Raw genomic sequence first — 19,507 nt, 5'->3', positions numbered from 1 at the left:
GTGTGACAAGGCTCTCTGAATCTTCGGAGAGCCGCGTGAATTCAAAGCCGCCGGGCGCATGTGCGCTCGGGGTGTCTTTCACGTCCGTCATGCGAGACTTCCATGAACATTTCACGAAATGAACAACGTGCGCTGCACGTCCTGGCCCTGGGTGGCCGCATCCTGCACGAGCGCGGCGACAGCGCCAGGATCACCTCCGTGACATGCGTCACGCGCGAGGGGATGATCCTTGCCGGCTTCGATCTGGCCGTCTTCAGCCGGTTGCGGCGGAAACGGCTGATCGAATCGCGGTCAGGCAGCCCGTATCGGATCTCGAAGCGTGGCCGCTTGTCGGTGCGCGCGCAACTCGACAATCAGGGGGCCTGACATGCTGATCCGCGATGAAACGGCCGGCGACATTCCGGCGATCGGCCGGCTTGTCACCGAAGCCATGCTGATGCTGGCGCAATCCACCGGAACCGAGGCCGACATCGTCGAGGCGCTGCGGGCGCAGGGCGCGCTTGCCCTTTCGCTTGTGGCCGAGGACGAGGGTGCGGTGGTCGGCTACCTGGCCGCCTCGGCGGCACGGATCGGCACGCAGGACGGCTGGGGCCTGATCGGCCCGCTTGCCGTCTTGCCCTCAAGGCACGGCCAGGGGATCGGCACGGCCCTGATGGCAGAGGCCCTCCGCCGATTGCGAGCGACCGGCCGCGGCGCGGCGCTGGTGGGCGACCCGGCCTATTATGGCCGGTTCGGTTTCCGTGCCTTCCCCGGCCTGCGCGTAGCGGGCTGCCCGCCCGAGGTGGTCATGGCCCTGCCTTTCGACGGCACCGCGCCTTGCGGAGAGCTGATCCATCATCCGGCATTCGGCCTCGGCCCGCAGGAGTGACCAGGGGGACGGGCTGCACCCTCCGATGGTGCAGCCAGACCCTTTTCCGATCCAAAGGGTCGAAACGAAAAAGGGGGCTCGCGGCCCCTTGCTGTCACCTCTGTCCCGGCCGGGTCAGATCGACGGCATCCCGCCTCGCGGAGAGCCGATCCACCATCCGCCATTCGACCTGGGTGCGCAGGAGTGACCGGGGGACGGGTTGCTTCCTGCGGCGGTGCAGCCAGACCCTTCGCCGATCCAGGCGGACGAAACGAAAAGCGGGCCTCGCGACCCCTTTGCGGTCGCTCTTGTCGTGGCCGGGTCAGATCGACGGAATCCCGCCTCGCGGAGAGCCGATCCATCATCCGGCATTTGGCTTGGACCCGCAGGAGTGACCAGGGGGTCGGGCTGCATCCTCCGATGGTGCAGCCCGACCCTTTTCCGATCCAAAGGGTCGAAACGAAAAAGGGGCCTTGCGGCCCCCTTGCTGTCGTTCCTGTTCGGCCGGGTCAGATCAGCAGAACCTGGGTGCCGATCTTGGTCAGGTCGTAGAGCTGCTTGATATGCTCGTTGTAAAGGCCGATGCAGCCGTTCGAGGACTTGCGGCCGATCTTGCGCGTGTCATGCGTGCCGTGGATGCGGTAATACTGCCAGCTCAGCCACAGCGCATGGGTGCCCAGCGGGTTGTCCGGCCCCGGCGGCACGAAATCCGGCCATTCGGGGTTGCGCTTCTTCATCTCGGGGGTGGGCGCCCAGCTGGGGCCCTCGACCTTCTTGATGATCTCGGTGCGGCCGGTGCGGGTCAGGTCGGCGCTGACCGGGACCGAGGTCGGGAACAGCTTGTAGACCGACTGGTCCTCGGACCAGTAATGCAGCGCGCGCGAGGTCAGGTCGACCAGGATCGCGCCATTGGTCAGGCTGCTGAAATAGGGCTGCCAGTCCTGCATGCGGAAGCTGGAGATGTTGCGGCGCGAATCCTGCGCGGCGTCGTATTGCACCATGCCCGCATCCGGGGTGGCGCCGCCCGCCGTGCCCTGCAGGGGCTGGCCGGTATAGGGGTCGAAGGATTGCGCAATGGCCGGGGCCGCCAGCCCTGCCGCGCCCATCGCCACCGAGGCGGTCAGAAATTTCCGGCGCGAGACCGGTTTCTTCGGCGTGATCATGTGTCGCTCCTGATATGTGACGGACCGCTTCCTGCGGCCTTCTCTGCCCGAATGTGCGAAAGAGGTCTTGCTGGAACGGGGATTTACGCCCGCCGCAGGCGCCTTGCAATTCAAACAAGCGTCATTGTCGCAACACAGTCGCAGCCTGTTGCGCTCACGCAATCTTGGGTTTGAAGCGGCGGTTGCGCTTTTGTATGGCTGGCGCAAACATCCTTGGGGACAGGACATCATGCTGAAACTTTCCACCCTGGCGCTTGTGTCGGTGCTGGCGCTCGCGGCCTGCCAGCAGCCTCAGCCGCAACTGGGCCCCGACGGGCAGCCGCTGCCGACGGCCTATCGCATCACCCCGCGCGAAGAGGCGCAGATCCCCGGTCGCGTCCTGGGCCAGATCAACGCGCTGCGCGCCAATGTCGCGGCCCCCGCCATGATGCAGAGCCCCGCGCTGGATGCGGCCGCCAAGGTCCATGCCCGCGACATGGCGGCGCAGAACCGGGCCTGGCATTTCGGCTCGGACGGCTCTTCGCCGCTCGAGCGGGTGCGGCGCCAGGGCTACATGGGCCATCTGGTCGGCGAGAACATCTCCGAGACCTACGAGAACGAGATCACCACCCTGAATGCCTGGATGCAGACCCGCGACACCCGCGACGTGATCATGGACCCGCGCGCCACGGAATTCGGCATCGGCTGGTATCAGGAGCCTTCGGGCAAGATCTGGTGGGTGCTGATCACCGGCGGCGCGGCCGGCGCGCCGGTGGCCATGGCCGGCGGCTTTGCCCCCGGCGCCGGCATCTGACCGCGCGGCGCGGCCCTCTGCGGGCCGCGCCATGTCCGTCCGGCCTGCGCGGCGCCCGGTCAGGGCCATTGCCGCCGCCGCGCCCCGTCGGTGGCGCATGCCGGTTCGCGAAGAGGGCCGGAGCAAGGATGCGGCATCGGTGCCGGGTTCTACCTTCCCGCCCGGCCTGCAAGCGGTGCCCGGTCAGGGCCATTGCCGCCGCCGCGCCCCGTCGGTGGCGCATGCCGGTTCGCGAAGAGGGCCGGAGCAAGGATGCGGCATCGGTGCCGGGTTCTACCTTCCCGCCCGGCCTGCAAGCGGTGCCCGGTCAGGGCCATTGCCGCCGCCGCGCCCCGTCGGTGGCGCATGCCGGTTCGCGAAGAGGGCCGGAGCAAGGATGCGGCATCGGTGCCGGGTTCTACCTTCCCGCCCGGCCTGCAAGCGGTGCCCGGTCAGGGCCATTGCCGCGCCGCGCCCCGTCGGCGGCGCATGCCGGTTCGCGAAGAGGGCCGGAGCAAGGATGCGGCATCGGTGCCGGGTTCCAGCTTCCCGCCCGGCCTGCAAGCAGCGCCCGGTCAGGGCCATTGCCGCGCCGCGCCCCGTCGGTGGCGCATGCCGGTTCACGAAGAGAGCCGGAGCATGATGCGGCATCGGTGCCGGGTTCCAGCTTCCCGCCCGGCCTGCAAGCCGCCCGGTCAGGGCCATTGCCGCCGCCGCGCCCCGTCGGTGGCGCATGCCGGTTCACGAAGAGAGCCGGAGCATGATGCGGCATCGGTGCCGGGTTCCAGCTTCCCGCCCGGCCTGCAAGCCGCCCGGTCAGGGCCATTGCCGCCGCCGCGCCCCGTCGGTGGCGCATGCCGGTTCACGAAGAGAGCCGGAGCATGATGCGGCATCGGTGCCGGGTTCCAGCTTCCCGCCCGGCCTGCAAGCCGCCCGGTCAGGGCCATTGCCGCCGCCGCGCCCCGTCGGTGGCGCATGCCGGTTCGCGAAGAGGGCCGGAGCAAGGATGCGGCATCGGTGCCGGGTTCCGCCTTCCCGCCCGGCCTGCAAGCAGCGCCCGGTCAGGGCCATTGCCGCCCCGCGCCCCGTCGGTGGCGCATGCCGGTTCGCGAAGAGGGCCGGAGCATGATGCGGCATCCGGTGCCGGGTTCCAGCTTCCCGCCCGGCCTGCAAGCGGCGCCCGGTCAGGGCCATTGCCGCCGCCGCGCCCCGTCGGCGGCGCATGCCGGTTCACGAAGAGAGCCGGAGCAAGGATGCGGCATTCGGTGCCGGGTTCCGCCTTCCCGTCCGGCTTGCAAGCGGCATCCGGTCAGGACCGCTGCCGCCCCGCGCCCCATCGGTGGCGCATGCCGGTTCGCGAAGAGGCCGAAGCAAGGATGCGGCATTCGGTGCCGGGTTCCGCCTTCCCGCCCGGCCTGCAAGCGGCGTCCGGTCAGGACCGCTGCCGCTCTGCGCTCCGTCGGCGGCGTATGCCAACTCGCGAAGAGAGCCGGAGCAAGGATGCGGCATTCGGTGCCAGGTGCCGTCATGTCCGGCCGGCCGAGGCTGGCCGGAAAATGCCGTCGTGGGACCGATCCTGTAGGGCGCAGCACGTTGGCCGCTTCGGTCCCCCGGATCCCGTGCCCCGGATTGTTATTTGAAGGTGATCTCGTATTCGCCTGCCTCGAAGGCCAGCATTTCGACGTATTTCATCTCGTCGGTGTCCTCGAAGACATAGACATAGACGGTGTCGTTCAGAAGCGTGGCGCGGCAGAAGACCTCCTTGGCCGTCACGCGGGCGGGACAGGTCTCGAGGTCGATATGGTTCACCGAAGGCTCGAATGCTTCATAGCCGAAATCCTGGGCCTGGGCGCCGGCGCCGGCGAAGGTGGCGGCCAGAAGGGCGGGGGCAAATAGCGATCTCATGGATGATCTCCGCGAATAGGTGAAGAAGCGACTGATAATACCCAAGTGATTCAGTCAATTTTTTACCTACAGGCAGGCATCGCCCTTGTGCAACTCGTTATTTTGCCGCGAGGCTTCGGTTCACCCGACCCGCCCGCCCGGCCGGATCGCCCTGCCGGTGCAGGCGGCGCGAAGACCACGGGCGTTGTTCATGGCCGATGCGTCAGCCGCGCCGGCCGGGGCTGGCCGCCAGTTCGCCGCCGTCCCGGCCTTCGGACATGGCAAGGCCCCGCGCTGATGCGCGGGGCCTGTCTCGTCCTCGGGCGGCGTCAGGGATAGATGAAGATCGGCACGCCCGGCCGCAGCATGGTGAAGATCTCCTCGATCTCCTGGTCGGTGACGGCGATGCAGCCGGCGGTCCAGTCCGGCCGGTTCAGCGCCCGCCCCTCGGGGCCGAGGCCGTGGATGAAGATGTCGCCGCCTGGCCGCTGGCCGCGCGCCGCCGCATTGGCCACGTCCTGCGCCGAAGGATAGGAGATGCCGACCGACAGGTGGTAACGGCTGCGCGGGTTGAAGCGGTCGATGAAATACAGGCCCTCGGGCGTGCGGCCGTCGCCTTCGAATTGCTTGTGGCCAAACGGCTGGTTGCCCAGGTCGATCTTGTAGCTTTTGACGACCTCCTTGCCGCTGACCAGATACATCTTGCGATCGGCCTTCTTGACCACGATCTGCGTGATCGGCGGCCCCTGATAGGTCTTGCTGGGTTGCAGGCTGTCGCCCCCGCCGCAGCTTGCCAAAACGGCTACTGCGACAACCGCGAAAAATGCGCGTATTGCCCGAATCATCACTGCCCTCTGTGTGCGCTATGCGCTTCGTTTTGTTATGAAATACCACAGAGATTAAAATTTCGCTAGCGTCGGCGAAACTCCGCCACGGTCTCGACATGCGGCGACCAGCGGAATTGGTCGACCACGAACAGCCGGCACAACCCATAGCCTCCCTCGGCGAGAATCCGCGCATCCCTTGCGAAAGTGACGGGGTCGCAGCTGACCCAGGCGAGCCGCGGCACCTGCGCGCGGGCGATCTCGCGCGCCTGCGCCTCGGCCCCGGCGCGGGGCGGATCGATCACGATTGCGTCATAGGCCAGCTCGTCGGGCATCAGCGGGCGGCGCGCCAGGTCGCGAATCTCGGTCGTGATTCGGCGCAGGCCCGGTGCCTGCCGGGCGGCGGCATCCAGCGCCTGCAACGGCGCGGCCAACCCCTCGACGGCATGGACCTCGGCCGTCTCGGCCAGGGGCAGCGAGAAGGTGCCGCAGCCCGCGAACAGGTCCAGCACCCGCCCGGCGTTCCCCACCATGCCGCGCACGGCGGCCAGCAGCGCGGCCTCGCCCTCGGCGGTGGCTTGCAGGAAAGCGCCCGGCGGCGGCACCACCCGCGCCCGGCCCATGGCCAGCGCCGGCGGGCGGCGGGTGATCGCCTGCCCGTCCCAGCCCAGCCGCGCCAGGTCGCCCTGGTCGGCCAGCGCCGCGAGGGCCTGGAACAGCGCCGGCTCCATCGGCTTGCCGCCGGAGACGGCCAGGTCCAGCCCCGCCGGAGTCTCGGTCACGGTCAGCGACAGCTCGGCCGAACGCGAGGCGCCGGCCGTCACCAGCTGCCGCAGCAAGGGCAGCGCGGACTGGATCGCCGGCCGCAGCACATGGCAATCGGCGATGTCCACGATCACGTCCGAGGCGCGGGCGTGAAAGCCCACGAGCGCGCCCTTCTTCGTGCGCCGCCCCGACAACACCGCCCGCCGGCGCGAGCGCGGCGGCGAGACATGCACCCCCGCGACCGGCGCCGAAAGCCCCTGCGCCCGCAACGCCTCGGCCACCACGCCGACCTTCCATGCCTTCACGAAATCGTCCGAGCCATGCATCAGCGAACAGCCGCCGCAGGCGCGGTAATGCTGGCAGGGCGGCCGCACCCGCTCGGCCGAAGGCGTCACGATGCGCGGGGCGGCGATGCGGCCGGCCTCGGCCTCGCCCTCGATCTGTTCGCCGGGCAGGACCAGCGCGGCCAGCGCGCGCCGATCGCCGCTGATGGCGACGCCGTCGCCCTTGCGGCCCAGCCGCTCGACGGTCCAGAGCGTCACTCGGCGGCCTCCGCCGCATCGTCCTCGGTGCCCAGGAAGCCGCCCGACTGGCGGTTCCAGTAGCGCGCATAGGTGCCGTCCAGCGCCAGCAGCTCGGCATGAGCGCCCTGTTCGACGATGCGCCCGGCCTCCAGCACGACGATGCGGTCCAGCTCGGCGATGGTCGAGAGCCGGTGGGCGATGGCCAGCACCGTCTTGCCCCGCATGGCGCGGTGCAGCGCGTCCTGGACCTGCGCCTCGACCTCGCTGTCCAGCGCGCTGGTCGCCTCGTCCAGGACCAGGATCGGTGCGTCCTTCAGCAGCGCGCGGGCCAATGCGATGCGCTGGCGCTGGCCGCCAGACAGCTTGACGCCGCGTTCGCCCAGATGCGCGTCATAGCCGGTGCGGCCCATGTGGTCGCGCAGCTTCAGGATGAACTCATGCGCCTCGGCGGCCGTGGCGGCGGCGACGATTTCCTCCTCGGTCGCATCGGGGCGGCCATACAGGATGTTCTCGCGCGCCGAGCGGTTGAACATCGCGGTTTCCTGCGTGACCATGGCGATGTTGCGGCGCAGGCTTTCCTGCGTCACCGCGCGCACGTCGTGGCCGTCCACCCGCACCGCGCCGCTTTCCACGTCGTAAAGCCGCAAAAGCAGCGAGACCATGGTCGATTTCCCCGCCCCCGAGGCGCCGACGATGCCCAGCTTTTCGCCGGGCGCGACATGCAGGTCCAGGTCGCTGATGCCGCCTTCACCGCGGCCATAGGCGAAATCCACATGGTCGAAGTCGATCCGGCCCGCGACCCGGCCCAGGGCGATGGCGTCGGGCGCATCGGTCAGGGCATGGGGCGGGGCCAGGGTCTTCATGCCGTCCTCGACCTCGCCGATGCTGCCCCAGACCCCCATCAGCGCCATGCTGACCCAGCCGGTCATCTGCGCCAGCCGCATGGCGATGGCGCCGGCGGCGGCGATGTCGCCCGCGGTGGCCATGCCCTGCCGCCACAACAGGATGGTGCCGCCGACCAGGATCACCGGCAGCGCGCCGGCGATGGTCATCAGCGACAGGCGAAACCAGGTGCTGACCCGGCCGAAGTCCAGCGCGCGTTCGCGGAAACCGGCCATGGCGCCAAGCGCGGCGCGGTCCTCGTGCTCGGCATGGGCGAAAAGCTTGACGGTCTTGATGTTGGTGATCGTGTCCACGACCTGCCCCGTGACCATCGCCCGCGCCGAGGCCCGGCTGGCCGAGCGCGTGCGGATGCGCGGCAGGAAGAAGCGGATCAGCAGCACGTATGAGCCCAGCCAGACCATCAGCGCCAGCGCGCCCCAGCCATCGACCGAGACCAGGAAGGCGGCAGAGCCGATCACCGAGGCCAGGGCAAAGGCCACCACGTTGACGAATTCGGTCGCCACGTCGGTCACGGCGCGGGCGGTCTGCATCTGCTTTTGCGCGATGCGGCCGGCAAAGTCGTTGTCAAAGAAGGTCACCGCATGGCCCATGGTCCAGCGATGCAGCCGCGACAGCACCAGCGGCAGGATGTTCGGCCCGATGATGACGCTGGAGCTGGCGGTGGAAAGCCCGAAGATCGCCGGGCGGATCAGCAGGAAGAAGGCGGCAAAGCCCAGGATCAGCCCGCCCTGGTCCGCCCAGATCCGATCCGCGGGGGTCGAGACCACCGCATCCACCACCCAGCCCAGCAGCACGGCCGAGACCACGTCGGCGATGCCCCCCAGCGCCGAGGCCACCGCCGCCAGCGTCAGCCCCGGCCAGGCGCCCGACAGGCACCAGCGGAAGAACGCGAGCAGGCTGCGCGGCGGCGGACCCTCGGCCGGGCGGAAGGCGTCGATCATGCGGGCGAAGAAATCATGCATCAGGCGCGGGCCTCTTGTTGCAGGGCGATCCGCAGCAGCGCCTCGGGCGGCAGGGTGAAATCGCTTTCGACAAAGGCGTCCTCGGCCCGGCGCAGCGCCTCGCCCAGGGCAGGGCCGGACAGTTCGGGCATCAGGTCGCGGGCGGTCAGCGGGAATTTCGCCGCGGCGCCGCGTGCCAGTTCGTGGCACCAGCCGAAGGCCGGCCTGTCGCCGCGGGCGGCACGGATCAGCACCGATTGCGCGGCGTTCGCGCGGCCCAGGCGATAGGCGGCGGCCGGCGCGGGCATGGCCAGCGCCTGCGCGATCCGGTCCTGGGTGCGGGCCTCGTCCCGCGACAGGCGCAGCGCCTCGGCCGGGTTCGGCGCGCCCAAGAGCGCCAGCCGGCGCGGCCAGCAGGGCAGGGCGCCGGTGCCGTATTCCCGCTCGACCTCGATCAGGTCGGGCAGGTCGCTGGCATCCGCACCGGGCAGGACCAGCGGCAGCACGCCCGCCTCGGCCATCAGCGCCATGGCGGGGGAAGGGTCGGGGGCGTCGAGCAGCTTGCGCATCTCGTGGCCGATGCGTTCCTTCGAGATGCCGGCAAGCCCCTGGCGCAATTCGCGGCAGGCGGCCAGCGCGTGCAGGTCGGCCTCGCGCCCATACCAGGCCAGTAGGCGAAAGAAGCGCAGGATGCGCAGATAGTCCTCGGCGATGCGCGCGCGCGGGTCGCCGACGAAGCGCAGCCGGCGCGCCGCCAGGTCGGGCAGGCCGCCCACCGGGTCCAGCACCTCGCCCGAGACGGTGGCGTAAAGCGCGTTCATGGTGAAGTCGCGGCGCTGCGCGTCATCCTCGATGCGGTCGGAATAGGCCACGACGGCGCGGCGGCCATCCGTTTCCACGTCGCGGCGGAAACTGGTGACTTCGAAGCCGCGGCCATCGGCGATGACGGTGACGGTGCCATGCTCGATGCCGGTGGGCACGCTGCGCAGGCCGGCCGCCTCGGCCAGCCGCACGGTCTCCTCGGGCCGGGCCGAGGTCGAGATGTCCACATCCGCCACCGGCTCGCCCAGAAGCGCGTTTCGGACCGCGCCGCCGACGATCAGCGCCTGCGCGCCCTGGGCCGCCAGCGCGGCCAGCACCTGCCCCAGGGCCGGGTCGTCGAGGAAGGGCGCGGTCAGCCGGGTCATCGGGCAATCCTTGTCGCAAGGGAATGCAGAACGCGGGCGGTGGCGCCCCAGATATAATAGGGGCCCCAGGGGGCGACGTAATAGTCGCGCCGCGCCCCGCGCCAGATCCGGCCCTCGACATGGTAGTTCGCCGGGTCGGATACATGGGCGAAGGGGACGGTGAACACCTCCTCGACCTCGCCCATCTCGGGGACGGGGGCGAAGGGGCCGTGGACCAGCGCCAGCACCGGGGTCATGGCAAAGCCGGTGATGGTGCGATGCGCCGGCATGGTGCCCAGCACCTCGACGCGGGCGGGGTCGAGGCCCACCTCCTCATGCGCCTCGCGCAGGGCGGCGGCGATCTCGTCGGCATCGCCGGGATCGACCTTGCCGCCGGGCAGGGCGATCTGGCCGGGATGGTGGCGCAGACTGCTGGCGCGCTTGGTCAGGATCAGCCGCCCGTCCACCGCGTCGAAGGCGGCCAGCACGCCGGCCGGGCGCAGCGCCACCTCGCCCGGCGGGGCGCCGCCGAAGTCGAAATCCGACGAGGGCCCCGTCGTTCCCGACAGGGCCCGCGTCAATGTCTCGCGGATCGTTCCCATCAAAGCGCGGCCCGGCTTTCCCCGGCCCCGCCCTTGGGCAGGGGGTTGCCCTCGGCGTCGATCACCGCCTCGAAGCCCAGGCTTTTCGGGTCGAATTCGTAATGCGCGCCGCAGAACTGGCAATCGGCGGTGACGATGCCGTCGTCATTGGTCATGTGGCCGATGTCCTTGGCCGAATAGATCGACAGCGTGCTGCGCACCCGCTCGGCATTGCAGGAGCAGCCGAAGACCAGCGGCTGCGCGGCGAAGGCGGTCGGCTCTTCCTCGTGGAACAGGCGGAAGACCAGGTTGGGCAGCGGCAGGGCCGGGTCGACCAGCTCCATCGCCTCGACCGTGGCCATCAGCGTGGTGGCGCGGTTCCAGTCCTCGGATTGCGCGCCTTGCAGGATGTCGGCGGATTGCAGGTCGCCCTCGGGCCCGGCATGGCTGCCGGCCGGCAGGGTCTGCAGCATGATGCCGCCGGCGCGCCAATGGTCCTGGTGCTGGCCGGGCAGGCGTGCGCGGCCCACCGTCAGCTCGAACCGGGTCGGCAGTTGCTCGGACTGTTCGAAATAGGTCTGGGCGCAGCTGGCAAGCGAGCCGCCGGCCAGCGGGGTCAGGCCCTGGTAGGGGGTCGTGCCCTCGCCCTGGTCGATCAGCACCGCGAAATAGCCCTGGCCCAGCTGGTCGAAGCCGGGCAGGCCGTCTTGCAGGCGCTCGGCGTCGAAGCTGGCCCAGGCGCGCATGCGGGCGGGGGCGCCCTCGGTCTCGGGGGCGTAGTAGTCGGTGGCGATGGTGCGGATGGCACCGTTGCCGCGCACCTGCAGCGACAGCTTCCAGCGCAGCTTGATGGTCTGGCCGATCAGCGCGGCCAGGGTGGTGAGTTCCGCCACCATGGCGCTGACCGGGACCGGGTAGTCGTGGCGCGACAGGATGTGTTCGAGCAGGGGCCCGAGGCGCGCGACGCGGCCGCGCATGTCCGAGCGCTCCAGCTGGAAGGGCAGCATGCTGTCGTCCCAGGAAATTTCCTTCGTTTCGGTCATCACAGGTCCTTCGGAATAGGGATGCGCGGGGGCCGGCTGCGGCCTGGCGCCTTGGCCCCAATATAGGCCATGCGGCGGAAAGCCCAAGGGGGAAGCCGGGGGCTTCGCGCCCCCGGACCCCCGCGGGGTATTTGGAAAACGGAGAAATGCGACCTTCAGGCCTGTTGACGGCCGGCCGGCCGGGACGATAACCGGGACCAGGGGCATTGCAGGGAGCCAGACATGACGTTCGACCGCCGCATCAAGATCGCGCCTTCCATCCTTTCCGCGGATTTCGCCAATTTCGGCCAGGAATGCCGCGCCGTCGAGGACCAGGGCGCCGACTGGGTCCATGTCGATGTGATGGACGGGCATTTCGTGCCGAACCTGACCTTCGGCCCCGCCATGTGCAAGGCGATCCGGCCGCATATCCGCGGCGTGATGGACGTGCACCTGATGATCGCCCCGGTCGATCCCTATATCGAGGCCTTCGCCGAGGCGGGCAGCGACATCATCACCGCCCATGTCGAGGCCGGGGCGCATGTCCACCGCACGCTTCAGGCCATTCGCGGCGCCGGCGCCAGGGCCGGGCTGGCGCTGAACCCCGGCACCCCGGCGCAAGCCGCGCGGCCGCTGCTGGACGATGTCGACCTGATCTGCGTGATGACGGTGAACCCCGGCTTCGGCGGGCAGAAGTTCATCCACAGCCAGGTCGAGAAGGTGCGCGAATTGCGCGCCATGATCGGCGACCGCCCGGTGCATATCGAGATCGACGGCGGCGTCGATCCCGCGACCGCGCCGCTGGTCGCGGCGGCGGGGGCGGATGTGCTGGTCGCCGGCTCGGCCGTGTTCCGCGGCGGTTCGGTGTCGAACAGCGCGCCCTATGGCGAGAACATCCGTGCCATCCGCGAGGCTGCCGAGGCCGCCCTGCGTTGATCTGGCGCGGCGCCACGGCGCTGGCCGGCGGGGCGCTGGGCCTGGCCGCGCCGCTGGCCGGGGCGGATTGGCGCGAGCGGCTGGCGCTGTCCGGCCCCGAGGCCGCGCCGGGCGGGATCTGGCTGCATGCGGCCAGCGTGGGCGAGCTGAACTCGGTTCAGGTGCTGGCCGAGGCGCTGGCGCGGGACTTTCCCCTGGTGGTGACGACCAACAGCCTGACCGGGCGCGCGCTGGCGCGGCGGCTGGGCCATCCCTGCGCGCTGGCGCCGCTGGACGTGCCGCAGGCCGTCGGGCGCTTTCTGGACCGGCTGCGGCCCGCGGTGCTGGTCACGGTCGAGAACGAGCTTTGGCCCAACCGTTCGGCCATGGCGGCGGCGCGGGGCGTGGCGCAGGTGGTGGTGGGCGCGCGCATCTCGGCCCGCTCGGCGGCGCGCTGGGGCCGGCTGCCGGGGCTGATCGGGCCGATGCTGGCCCGCATCGACGCGCTGTCGGCGCAGGATGCGGACAGCGAGGCGCGGCTTCTGGCGCTGGGGCTGCGGGCGGGCGCGCTGACGCCGCGGCTGAACCTGAAGCTGCTGGCCCCCGCCCAGGTCGAGCCGGGCGAGGACGGGCCGGAGCGCGCGCGCACCGTGCTGGCGGCCTCGACCCATGAGGGCGAGGATGCGCCGATGCTGGACGCCTGGGCCGCGGCGCGCGCGGCGGTGCCGGACCTGCGGCTGATCCTGGCGCCGCGCCATCCCCGCCGCGGCGACGCCGTGGCGGCGCTGATCGCGGCGCGGGGCCTGGATTTCGTCCGCCGCAGCCAGGGCGGCGGGCTTGGCGCGCCGGTGCTGCTGGCCGATACGCTGGGTGAGATGGCGGCATGGTATCGCGCCGCCGGCATCTGCATCACCGGCGGCTCCTTTGCCGATCACGGCGGCCATACGCCATGGGAGCCGGCGGCCTGGCGCTGTGCCATCCTGCACGGGCCGCATGTGGCCAACCATGCCGGCGACTATGCCGACCTGGCGGCGGCGGGCGCGGCGCGGGGCTGCACGGCCGAGGCGCTGCCGCAGCTGCTGGCCGCCCTGGCGCAGGACGGCGCGGGCCAGCGCCGCATGGGCGAGGCGGCGCGGGCGCTGCTTTTGGCACGGGCTGGCGATCCCGCCACGCTGGTCGCGCGGATCAAGGCGCTGGCGCGGCGCGGCCTTGCATAAGCCCTTGCCCGGCCCGATATTCAAGGGGAAAGGAGTCGCGATGATCCGCTATGCCCTGCGCTGTGAAAAAGGCCATGATTTCGATGGCTGGTTCCGGTCCTCGGACGGGTTCGACGCCCTGCGCGCCGCGGGGCAGGTCACTTGCACGCATTGCGGCTCGGCCCAGGTGGACAAGGCGCTGATGGCGCCGCGCGTGGCGCATGGCCGCGACGATGCCCCCGACCTGCACAACCCCCGCAACGACCATGAGGCGGCGCTGGAAAAGCTGCGCCGCCATGTCGAGGAAACCTCGGATTACGTCGGCATGTCCTTTGCCGCCGAGGCCCGCGCCATGCACGAGGGCTTGGCGCCCGAACGCGCGATCCATGGCGAGGCGAAGCTGGAAGAGGCCCGCAAGCTGCTGGAGGACGGCATTCCCGTCGCGCCCTTGCCCTTTCGTTCGAGGCAGCGGGCGAACTAGGGGTCAGCCCGGCGCGTGTTCGCCGTCGATCAGCACCATGATCCGCCCGCGCGAGCAGCGCTCGACCCGCGCCTCGACGCCATAGACCTGGGCCAGCAGCTGCGGGGTCAGCACCTGTTCCGGTGCGCCTTCGGCATGGGTATGGCCGCCGTGGATCAGCACGATGCGGTCGGCCCATTGCGCCGCCAGCGCCAGGTCGTGCAGCACGGCGACGACGATGCGCCCCTCGCCCGCCAGGCGCCGCAGTTCGGAAAGCAGCCGCACCTGCCGCGCCAGGTCCAGCGCGCTGGTCGGCTCGTCCAGAAGCAGCAGGCGCGGGTCGCGCACGATGGCCTGCGCCAGGCTGACCATCTGCCGCTGCCCGCCCGAGAGCGCCGACAGCGGCTCGAGCGCCAGCGCGCCGATGCCCAGCTTGTCCAGCACCGCCATGGCGGCCGCATCGGCCTGGCGCGCGCCCAGGGTCTCGCCCGCCCGCAGCGCCGCGATCACGCTTTCCAGCGCCACCAGCGACGAGCTTGACGGCAGGCTTTGCGGCATGAAGCCGATCAGCCGGGCGCGGTCGCGCATCGGCACATGGGCCAGGTCCTGCCCGTCCAGCAGCACCTGCCCGCCATGGGGCTGCAACTGGGCGATGGCGCGCAGAAGCGTGGATTTCCCGGCCGCGTTCGGCCCGGCCAGCACCGTGACCTCGCCCGGCCGCAGCAAGGGCAGGTCCAGCCCCGCAAGCACGCTGCGCGCGCCGTAGCGCACCGAGATGCCCTGCGCCAGCAGCCCCTGCATCAGCGCCGCCTGCCGCGCAGGATCAGCGCGAAAAAGATCGGCAGCCCGATCAGCGAGGTGACGAGGCCGACCGGCAGCAGCACCCCCGGCACCAGCGTCTTGCTGAGCGTCGAGGCCAGCGACATGACCAGCGCCCCGGTCAGGATGCTGGCGGGCAGGAAGACGCGGTGGTTCTCTCCGACCAGCATGCGGGCGATATGCGGCCCGGCCAGGCCGACGAAGCCGATGACGCCGACCATGGACACGGCCGAGGCGGCAAGCAGGCTGACCCGCAGCAGCGTCCAGCGCCTGAGGCCGGCCACATCGACGCCGAAGCTTTTCGCCTGGTCCTCGCCCAGCCGCAGCGCGGTCAGCTTCCACGCCGCGCGAAAGGAAAACGGCACCGCCACCGCCAGCACCACGCCGATCAGCACCACGCCCGGCCATTGTGCCGAAGCCAGGCTGCCCATGGTCCAGAACACCAGCTGTTGCAGCGCATCGGCCGAGGCGACGAATTGCAGCAAGGACAGCAGCGCGGCGGCGGTGAAGTTCAGCGCCACGCCGAACAGGATCAGCACCTCGGGGCCGCCGCCGCGGATGCGGCCCAACAGTTGCAACAGCCCCAGCGCGCCAAGCGCGAACAGGAAGGCGTTGCCCGAGACGCTCCAGACCGCGGGCAGGCCGGGCAGGGTCAGGCCCAGCACGATCGCCACCGCGGCGCCAAGCGCGGCCGAGGAGGACACGCCCAGCGTGAAGGGCTCGGCCAGGGGGTTTTCCAGCACGGTCTGCATCTCGGCCCCGGCCAGCGCCAGCGCCGCGCCGACCAGCAGCGCCATGCAGGCCACGGGCAGGCGCACGTCCCAGACGATGACCTGGGTGCCGCGCGCCACCTCGCCGCCGGTCAGCGCCCGCAGCGTATCGGCCAGGGGCAGGCCGGCCGGGCCCGTGACCAGGTCCAGCAGCAGCGCCGCCAGCGCGGCAAGGCCCAGCACCGCCACCAGAAGGGCGTTGCGCCGGCCTTGCCGGTGATAGCGTTGCAGCGTCGCGTCGCTCATTGTTCCGGCGTCACCCACCATGTTCCCGGCACGATGACGGGCGAGAAGCGGGCGTTGATCTCGGCCAGGGTCTTGGCGGGATCGACGTCCTGGAACAGGTCGGGATGAAAGGTCTTGGCCAGGTATTCTATCAGCGCGATATGCACCGGCGAATCGTTGAACAGGTGCCAGACGCCGGCCGTGCGCCCCTGCTCTACCGCGCGCAGCGAGGCAAAGCCCGGCGCTGCGATCAGCCGCTGAAAGCTGGCCTGCGCGGTCTCGGCATCCACGCCCGAGCCCAGAACCAGCCCGCCCCGCGCCGCCATATGCGTGCCGCCGGTGGCGATATAGACGTCCGGGTCGGCGCCGATCAGGTATTCCAGGCTGACGTTGCCCAGCACGCCCTTGACGGTGTCATGGCCGATGTTCTGCCCGCCGGCCGTGGTGATGAAGTCGTGAAACACCCCGCTGCCGACGGTCGAGCAGCAGTTCTGCGGCGCCGCATGGACGTGAAAGAACACGCGCGGCCGGGCGATCTCGGGGTCGGCCAGCCGGTCGCGGATGCGGGCCAGCCGGCTGTCGTAGAACTCGGCGAATTCCTCGGCGCGTTCCTCGGCGCCGGTCAGCTTGCCCAGGATGCGCAGGCTGGGGATCGAGTTCTCCTGCGGATGCGAGAAGAAATCGACATAGGCGACCGGGATGCCCGCCGCCTCGATCTGCTGGCGGGCGACCTCCATGCCGGGGTCGTTCCGGTCGATCAGCGTCAGCACCACCAGGTCGGGATGCAGCGCGATGATCGCCTCGGCCGAGATGTCGCGATTGCCCGAGCCGACCGGGCGGATCTGGTCGATGTCGGGGAATTTCTCGCGGTAGGCCTGCATGGTCGGCTCGTCCAGCGCCTTGTCCAGCCGCCAGCCGGAAACCAGCGCCACCGGATCGTCGTGGATCAGCCCCAGCACCGACAGGTGCCGCCCCTCGCCCAGCACGATGTGGCGGGCGGGCTCGGGCAGATGCACCTCGCGCCCCAGGATGTCGGTGGCCACCACATCCGCCGCGGCAGGGCCAAGCCAGGCGATCAGGGCGAATGCGGCAAGCAGCGGGCGGGTCAGGGTCATGGCGGGTCCGTTGGCTCATGCGCCGGGGCGCGCATGCGGGCGCCCCGGCAGGGTCAGCGCCCCTCTTACTCCGTGGCGGGGGTGATGCGCCAGATGCGGTCGCCCGCCTCGTCGTTTTCGCCGCGCGACTTGTTGACCGCCCAGACATTGCCCTTGCCGTCGGCGCGCAGCTGGTTGGGCAGGCTGCCGGCGTCCAGGTTCGCCACGATCTCGCCCGCGGGGCTGACCACGGTGATGGTGCCGGCGCCGCGGTTGGCGACATAGGCCAGGCGGCCCACCGGCTCGAAGGCGACGTTCAGCGGGCCGGCGCCCACGGCGACGTCATGCAGGACTTCGCCGGTCTCGGCCTTGACGATCAGCAGGTTGTCGGTGGCTTGCGAGGCGACGAAGATCAGCCCCTCCTGCGGGTCGTAGGCCACGCCCGAGGCCGCCTTGGCACCCGGCAGCGCGATCACCTTGACCTCGCCCGAGGCCAGGTCGACCACCGCCGCCTCGGGCGTGGACAGGCTGACCGTCACCAGCTTGCCGCCCGGTTCGTCGATGTCCAGCGCCATGGTCGAGAATTCCTCGCCCCGGATCTGCGACTTGATGGTGATCGGCTCCAAGGGCTCCAGGGTCTTGGTGTCGAAGACCTTGATCTCGGGCGTGCCGGTGGCGCTGGCATAGGCGCGGCCGTTGGCCTCGTCTACCACGACGTCGCGGGCATGGGGGACGGCGCCCGGCTCGAACTGCTTGACCAGCGACAGGTCGGACTGCTTGTAGACCGCGGCCGTGTCCTGGCGGGTATTCGTCACCCAGACATTGCCGTTCGCCTCGTCCACATCGACGCCATAGACCGCGAACAGGCCGCCGTCGCTGCCGTCGGGACGGGCGGGCGCGGCGCCGGGGGTGGCCTCGGCCTCGATCTTCAGCGTCTCGGGGTTGATCTTGACCAGCTTGGCCTCCTTGACCGGCGGGCGGCCGACGGCGCTGGTCACGAAGGCGGCATTCGCGGCCTCGCTGAACTTCACCTGGTAGAGCCCGCGCACCACCGGCTCGCTGGCGACGGCGAATTTCTCGGCCCCCGCGACCGGCACCTCGGGCGAGATCTTCAGCTCGACCACCTCGGCCGAGGCCGGGTTCTCGGTGATGACGACGATGGGCTGCAGGCCCGTCTCGGCCTCGGCGTCGATGTCGAGCGCAAAGCTGAACCCGCCCTCGGCATCGACGGTGATCGGCTCGGCGTTCAGCGCCTTGCTGCCGCGCATCAGCGTCACGGTCTGGCCGGGGATCAGGTTCTGGCCCTCGATCACCGCCTTGCCGCCCTTGAACACCGGGGCGCGATCGACGCCGCCGGCGCTGACGCGGCCGGCGAAATCGACCAGCGGCTTGGTAAAGACGGTTTCGGCCAGAACGGGGCCCGCGATCACCGAAAGCGCAAGCGCCGAGGCCCCCAGCAGGGCGCGAAGGGCGGGGCGCGATGGATATGCCATGAGAAACTCCTTGAAAACAGAACAGGACTCGCTTTGGCTGACCCCGATCAGGGCTGGCTTCGGTCAGCGGGCAACCTATATTCCTGACCGTCCTTGTCAACTAACGCCGGCAAGGATGCAGGGCTTTGTGAACAGGGGGAATTGTCGCATCATGTCGCAGCTTGGACAGGTCGGGCCGGATCACGCCAGGAAGCAGGCCGAACTGCGCATCTTTCAGACCGGGGCGCCGACGCATGCGCTGTCGCAGAAGGTGGTGGCGGTCGGCCCCGGCTACCGGCTGTTTTTGGCGGTGCCCAGGGCGCCGGCGCCGGCCGGGGGCTGGCCGGTGCTTTACATGCTGGACGGCAATGCCGCCTTCGATTTCCTGGCGCCCGAGCATCTGGCGCTGGCCCCCGGACTGATGATCGTCGGCATCGGCTATGACACCGACCGCCAATTCGCGCGCGAGCTGCGGACGCTGGACTTCACCGCGCCCGAGGGGCCGGGCGACGGCCTGCGCCCCGACCATGTCCACGAAGGCCGCACGGCCGGCGGCGCGGCGATCTTTCACGACCGCCTGACCGGGCCGCTGCGTGCGGCGGCCGAGGCCGGCCTGCCCGTCGATCCCGCCCGCCGCACGCTTTGGGGCCACAGTTTCGGCGGGCTCTTCACGCTTTACGCGCTGCTGGCGCGGCCGCAGGGCTTTGCCCGCCATGCCGCGATCAGCCCCTCGATCTGGTGGGACGAGGCGCTGATTCGTCGCGTGGCCCAGGAAGCCCCGCCCGCATCCCTGCCGCTGCTGGTGGCGCTGGGGGATCGCGAGAAGCGCTCGGGCAGCGACGGCCCGCCGCCGGACGGGCCGGCGCCTGCCACGATGCAATTCGTCGCCGACCTGGCCCGCCATCCCGGCCACCGGGCGCAGTTGCATGTCCTGCCGGGGCTGATCCATATCCAGACGCTGGCGGGCTCGTTCCCGCTGGTCCTGCCTTTTGCCTGCGCGAATTAACCGGATCTCAATCCTCTTGTGCTGCTGTGGCGGCAGGCAAGAACGGAGATCGGGATGGTTTTCGCCAGATATGCGCTTGTCCTGCTGGGCCTGGTGCTGTGCGGGCTGGGCGTCGCGCAGGTGCAGCCGGGGGTGCCGGGTCTTTTCCCGCCCCCGTC

At 70.4% G+C, this 19,507-nt stretch carries 19 protein-coding genes; 7 read left to right on the top strand and 12 right to left on the bottom strand.

Annotation, left to right across the window (positions count from 1 at the left end):
- The first annotated feature begins 102 nt into the window (after positions 1-102).
- Both IT40_RS18395 and IT40_RS18390 read left to right on the top strand, forming a co-directional pair.
- Complete coding sequence (locus IT40_RS18395; RefSeq protein ID WP_036758189.1) at positions 103-366, top strand: YjhX family toxin; 264 nt, start codon at positions 103-105, stop codon at positions 364-366.
- 1 nt (position 367) lies between these two features.
- A complete protein-coding gene (locus tag IT40_RS18390) occupies positions 368-868 on the top strand; it encodes a GNAT family N-acetyltransferase (RefSeq protein ID WP_036758188.1) in 501 nt (166 codons plus the stop codon).
- A 488-nt stretch (positions 869-1,356) separates the two neighbouring features.
- Here the strand turns inward: IT40_RS18390 and IT40_RS18385 are convergent, their stop codons facing one another.
- A complete protein-coding gene (locus tag IT40_RS18385) occupies positions 1,357-2,010 on the bottom strand; it encodes a L,D-transpeptidase (protein ID WP_036758186.1) in 654 nt (217 codons plus the stop codon).
- A gap of 229 nt (positions 2,011-2,239) precedes the next feature.
- On the opposite strand from IT40_RS18385, the gene dalA reads away from it, so the two are divergent.
- Entirely contained in the window at positions 2,240-2,803 is a 564-nt protein-coding gene (gene dalA, locus IT40_RS18380) for a divisome-associated lipoprotein DalA (protein ID WP_036758184.1), read from the top strand.
- A 1,611-nt stretch (positions 2,804-4,414) separates the two neighbouring features.
- Here dalA and IT40_RS18370 read toward each other — a convergent pair.
- The 7 genes from IT40_RS18370 to hslO form a co-directional block, all read right to left on the bottom strand.
- Positions 4,415-4,687 (bottom strand): hypothetical protein, encoded by a 273-nt coding sequence (locus tag IT40_RS18370; protein ID WP_052096127.1) that lies wholly within the window; start codon positions 4,685-4,687, stop codon positions 4,415-4,417.
- A gap of 308 nt (positions 4,688-4,995) precedes the next feature.
- A complete protein-coding gene (locus tag IT40_RS18365) occupies positions 4,996-5,511 on the bottom strand; it encodes a L,D-transpeptidase family protein (RefSeq protein ID WP_036758180.1) in 516 nt (171 codons plus the stop codon).
- Positions 5,512-5,576: 65 nt separating this feature from the next.
- On the bottom strand, positions 5,577-6,797 hold the full coding sequence (locus IT40_RS18360) for a class I SAM-dependent RNA methyltransferase (RefSeq protein WP_036758178.1): 1,221 nt from the start codon (positions 6,795-6,797) through the stop codon (positions 5,577-5,579).
- Entirely contained in the window at positions 6,794-8,644 is a 1,851-nt protein-coding gene (locus IT40_RS18355; protein WP_036758176.1) for an ABC transporter ATP-binding protein, read from the bottom strand. Before IT40_RS18355 ends, IT40_RS18360 begins: the two co-directional genes overlap by 4 nt.
- Positions 8,644-9,810 carry a CCA tRNA nucleotidyltransferase gene (locus IT40_RS18350; protein ID WP_036758175.1) on the bottom strand — a complete coding sequence of 389 codons (1,167 nt, stop codon included), beginning with the start codon at positions 9,808-9,810 and terminating at the stop codon, positions 8,644-8,646. Before IT40_RS18350 ends, IT40_RS18355 begins: the two co-directional genes overlap by 1 nt.
- Positions 9,807-10,391 (bottom strand): NUDIX hydrolase, encoded by a 585-nt coding sequence (locus IT40_RS18345; protein WP_036758173.1) that lies wholly within the window; start codon positions 10,389-10,391, stop codon positions 9,807-9,809. The genes IT40_RS18350 and IT40_RS18345 overlap by 4 nt, the downstream gene beginning before the upstream one ends.
- Complete coding sequence (hslO, locus tag IT40_RS18340) at positions 10,391-11,413, bottom strand: Hsp33 family molecular chaperone HslO (protein WP_036758171.1); 1,023 nt, start codon at positions 11,411-11,413, stop codon at positions 10,391-10,393. The genes IT40_RS18345 and hslO overlap by 1 nt, the downstream gene beginning before the upstream one ends.
- 222 nt (positions 11,414-11,635) lie before the next feature.
- On the opposite strand from hslO, the gene rpe reads away from it, so the two are divergent.
- The 3 genes from rpe to IT40_RS18325 are packed head-to-tail and all read left to right on the top strand — an operon-like array spanning position 11,636 to position 13,984.
- Positions 11,636-12,328: a ribulose-phosphate 3-epimerase gene (gene rpe / locus IT40_RS18335; RefSeq protein ID WP_036758169.1), complete on the top strand. Its 693-nt coding sequence runs from the start codon at positions 11,636-11,638 to the stop codon at positions 12,326-12,328.
- Positions 12,325-13,524 carry a 3-deoxy-D-manno-octulosonic acid transferase gene (locus IT40_RS18330; RefSeq protein WP_036758167.1) on the top strand — a complete coding sequence of 400 codons (1,200 nt, stop codon included), beginning with the start codon at positions 12,325-12,327 and terminating at the stop codon, positions 13,522-13,524. The genes rpe and IT40_RS18330 overlap by 4 nt, the downstream gene beginning before the upstream one ends.
- A 40-nt stretch (positions 13,525-13,564) precedes the next feature.
- Entirely contained in the window at positions 13,565-13,984 is a 420-nt protein-coding gene (locus IT40_RS18325; RefSeq protein ID WP_036758165.1) for a DUF1178 family protein, read from the top strand.
- A gap of 3 nt (positions 13,985-13,987) precedes the next feature.
- On the opposite strand, the gene IT40_RS18320 is transcribed toward IT40_RS18325, so the two are convergent.
- The 4 genes from IT40_RS18320 to IT40_RS18305 form a co-directional block, all read right to left on the bottom strand.
- Complete coding sequence (locus tag IT40_RS18320; protein WP_036758163.1) at positions 13,988-14,764, bottom strand: ABC transporter ATP-binding protein; 777 nt, start codon at positions 14,762-14,764, stop codon at positions 13,988-13,990.
- Complete coding sequence (locus IT40_RS18315; protein WP_036758161.1) at positions 14,764-15,798, bottom strand: FecCD family ABC transporter permease; 1,035 nt, start codon at positions 15,796-15,798, stop codon at positions 14,764-14,766. Before IT40_RS18315 ends, IT40_RS18320 begins: the two co-directional genes overlap by 1 nt.
- The gene (locus tag IT40_RS18310; RefSeq protein WP_036758159.1) at positions 15,795-16,892 is read right to left on the bottom strand and encodes an ABC transporter substrate-binding protein; all 1,098 of its coding nucleotides are present in this window, start codon (positions 16,890-16,892) and stop codon (positions 15,795-15,797) included. The genes IT40_RS18315 and IT40_RS18310 overlap by 4 nt, the downstream gene beginning before the upstream one ends.
- A 65-nt stretch (positions 16,893-16,957) precedes the next feature.
- Positions 16,958-18,364, bottom strand: coding sequence for a Vgb family protein (locus IT40_RS18305; protein ID WP_036758157.1), 1,407 nt, complete (start codon positions 18,362-18,364; stop codon positions 16,958-16,960).
- 151 nt (positions 18,365-18,515) lie between these two features.
- On the opposite strand from IT40_RS18305, the gene IT40_RS18300 reads away from it, so the two are divergent.
- The gene (locus tag IT40_RS18300) at positions 18,516-19,349 is read left to right on the top strand and encodes an alpha/beta hydrolase (RefSeq protein WP_036758218.1); all 834 of its coding nucleotides are present in this window, start codon (positions 18,516-18,518) and stop codon (positions 19,347-19,349) included.
- Positions 19,350-19,507: the final 158 nt, after the last annotated feature.

Source organism: Paracoccus versutus (assembly GCF_000763885.1).
Classification (GTDB): domain Bacteria; phylum Pseudomonadota; class Alphaproteobacteria; order Rhodobacterales; family Rhodobacteraceae; genus Paracoccus; species Paracoccus versutus.
This window is presented reverse-complemented; position numbering and strand designations above follow the sequence as displayed.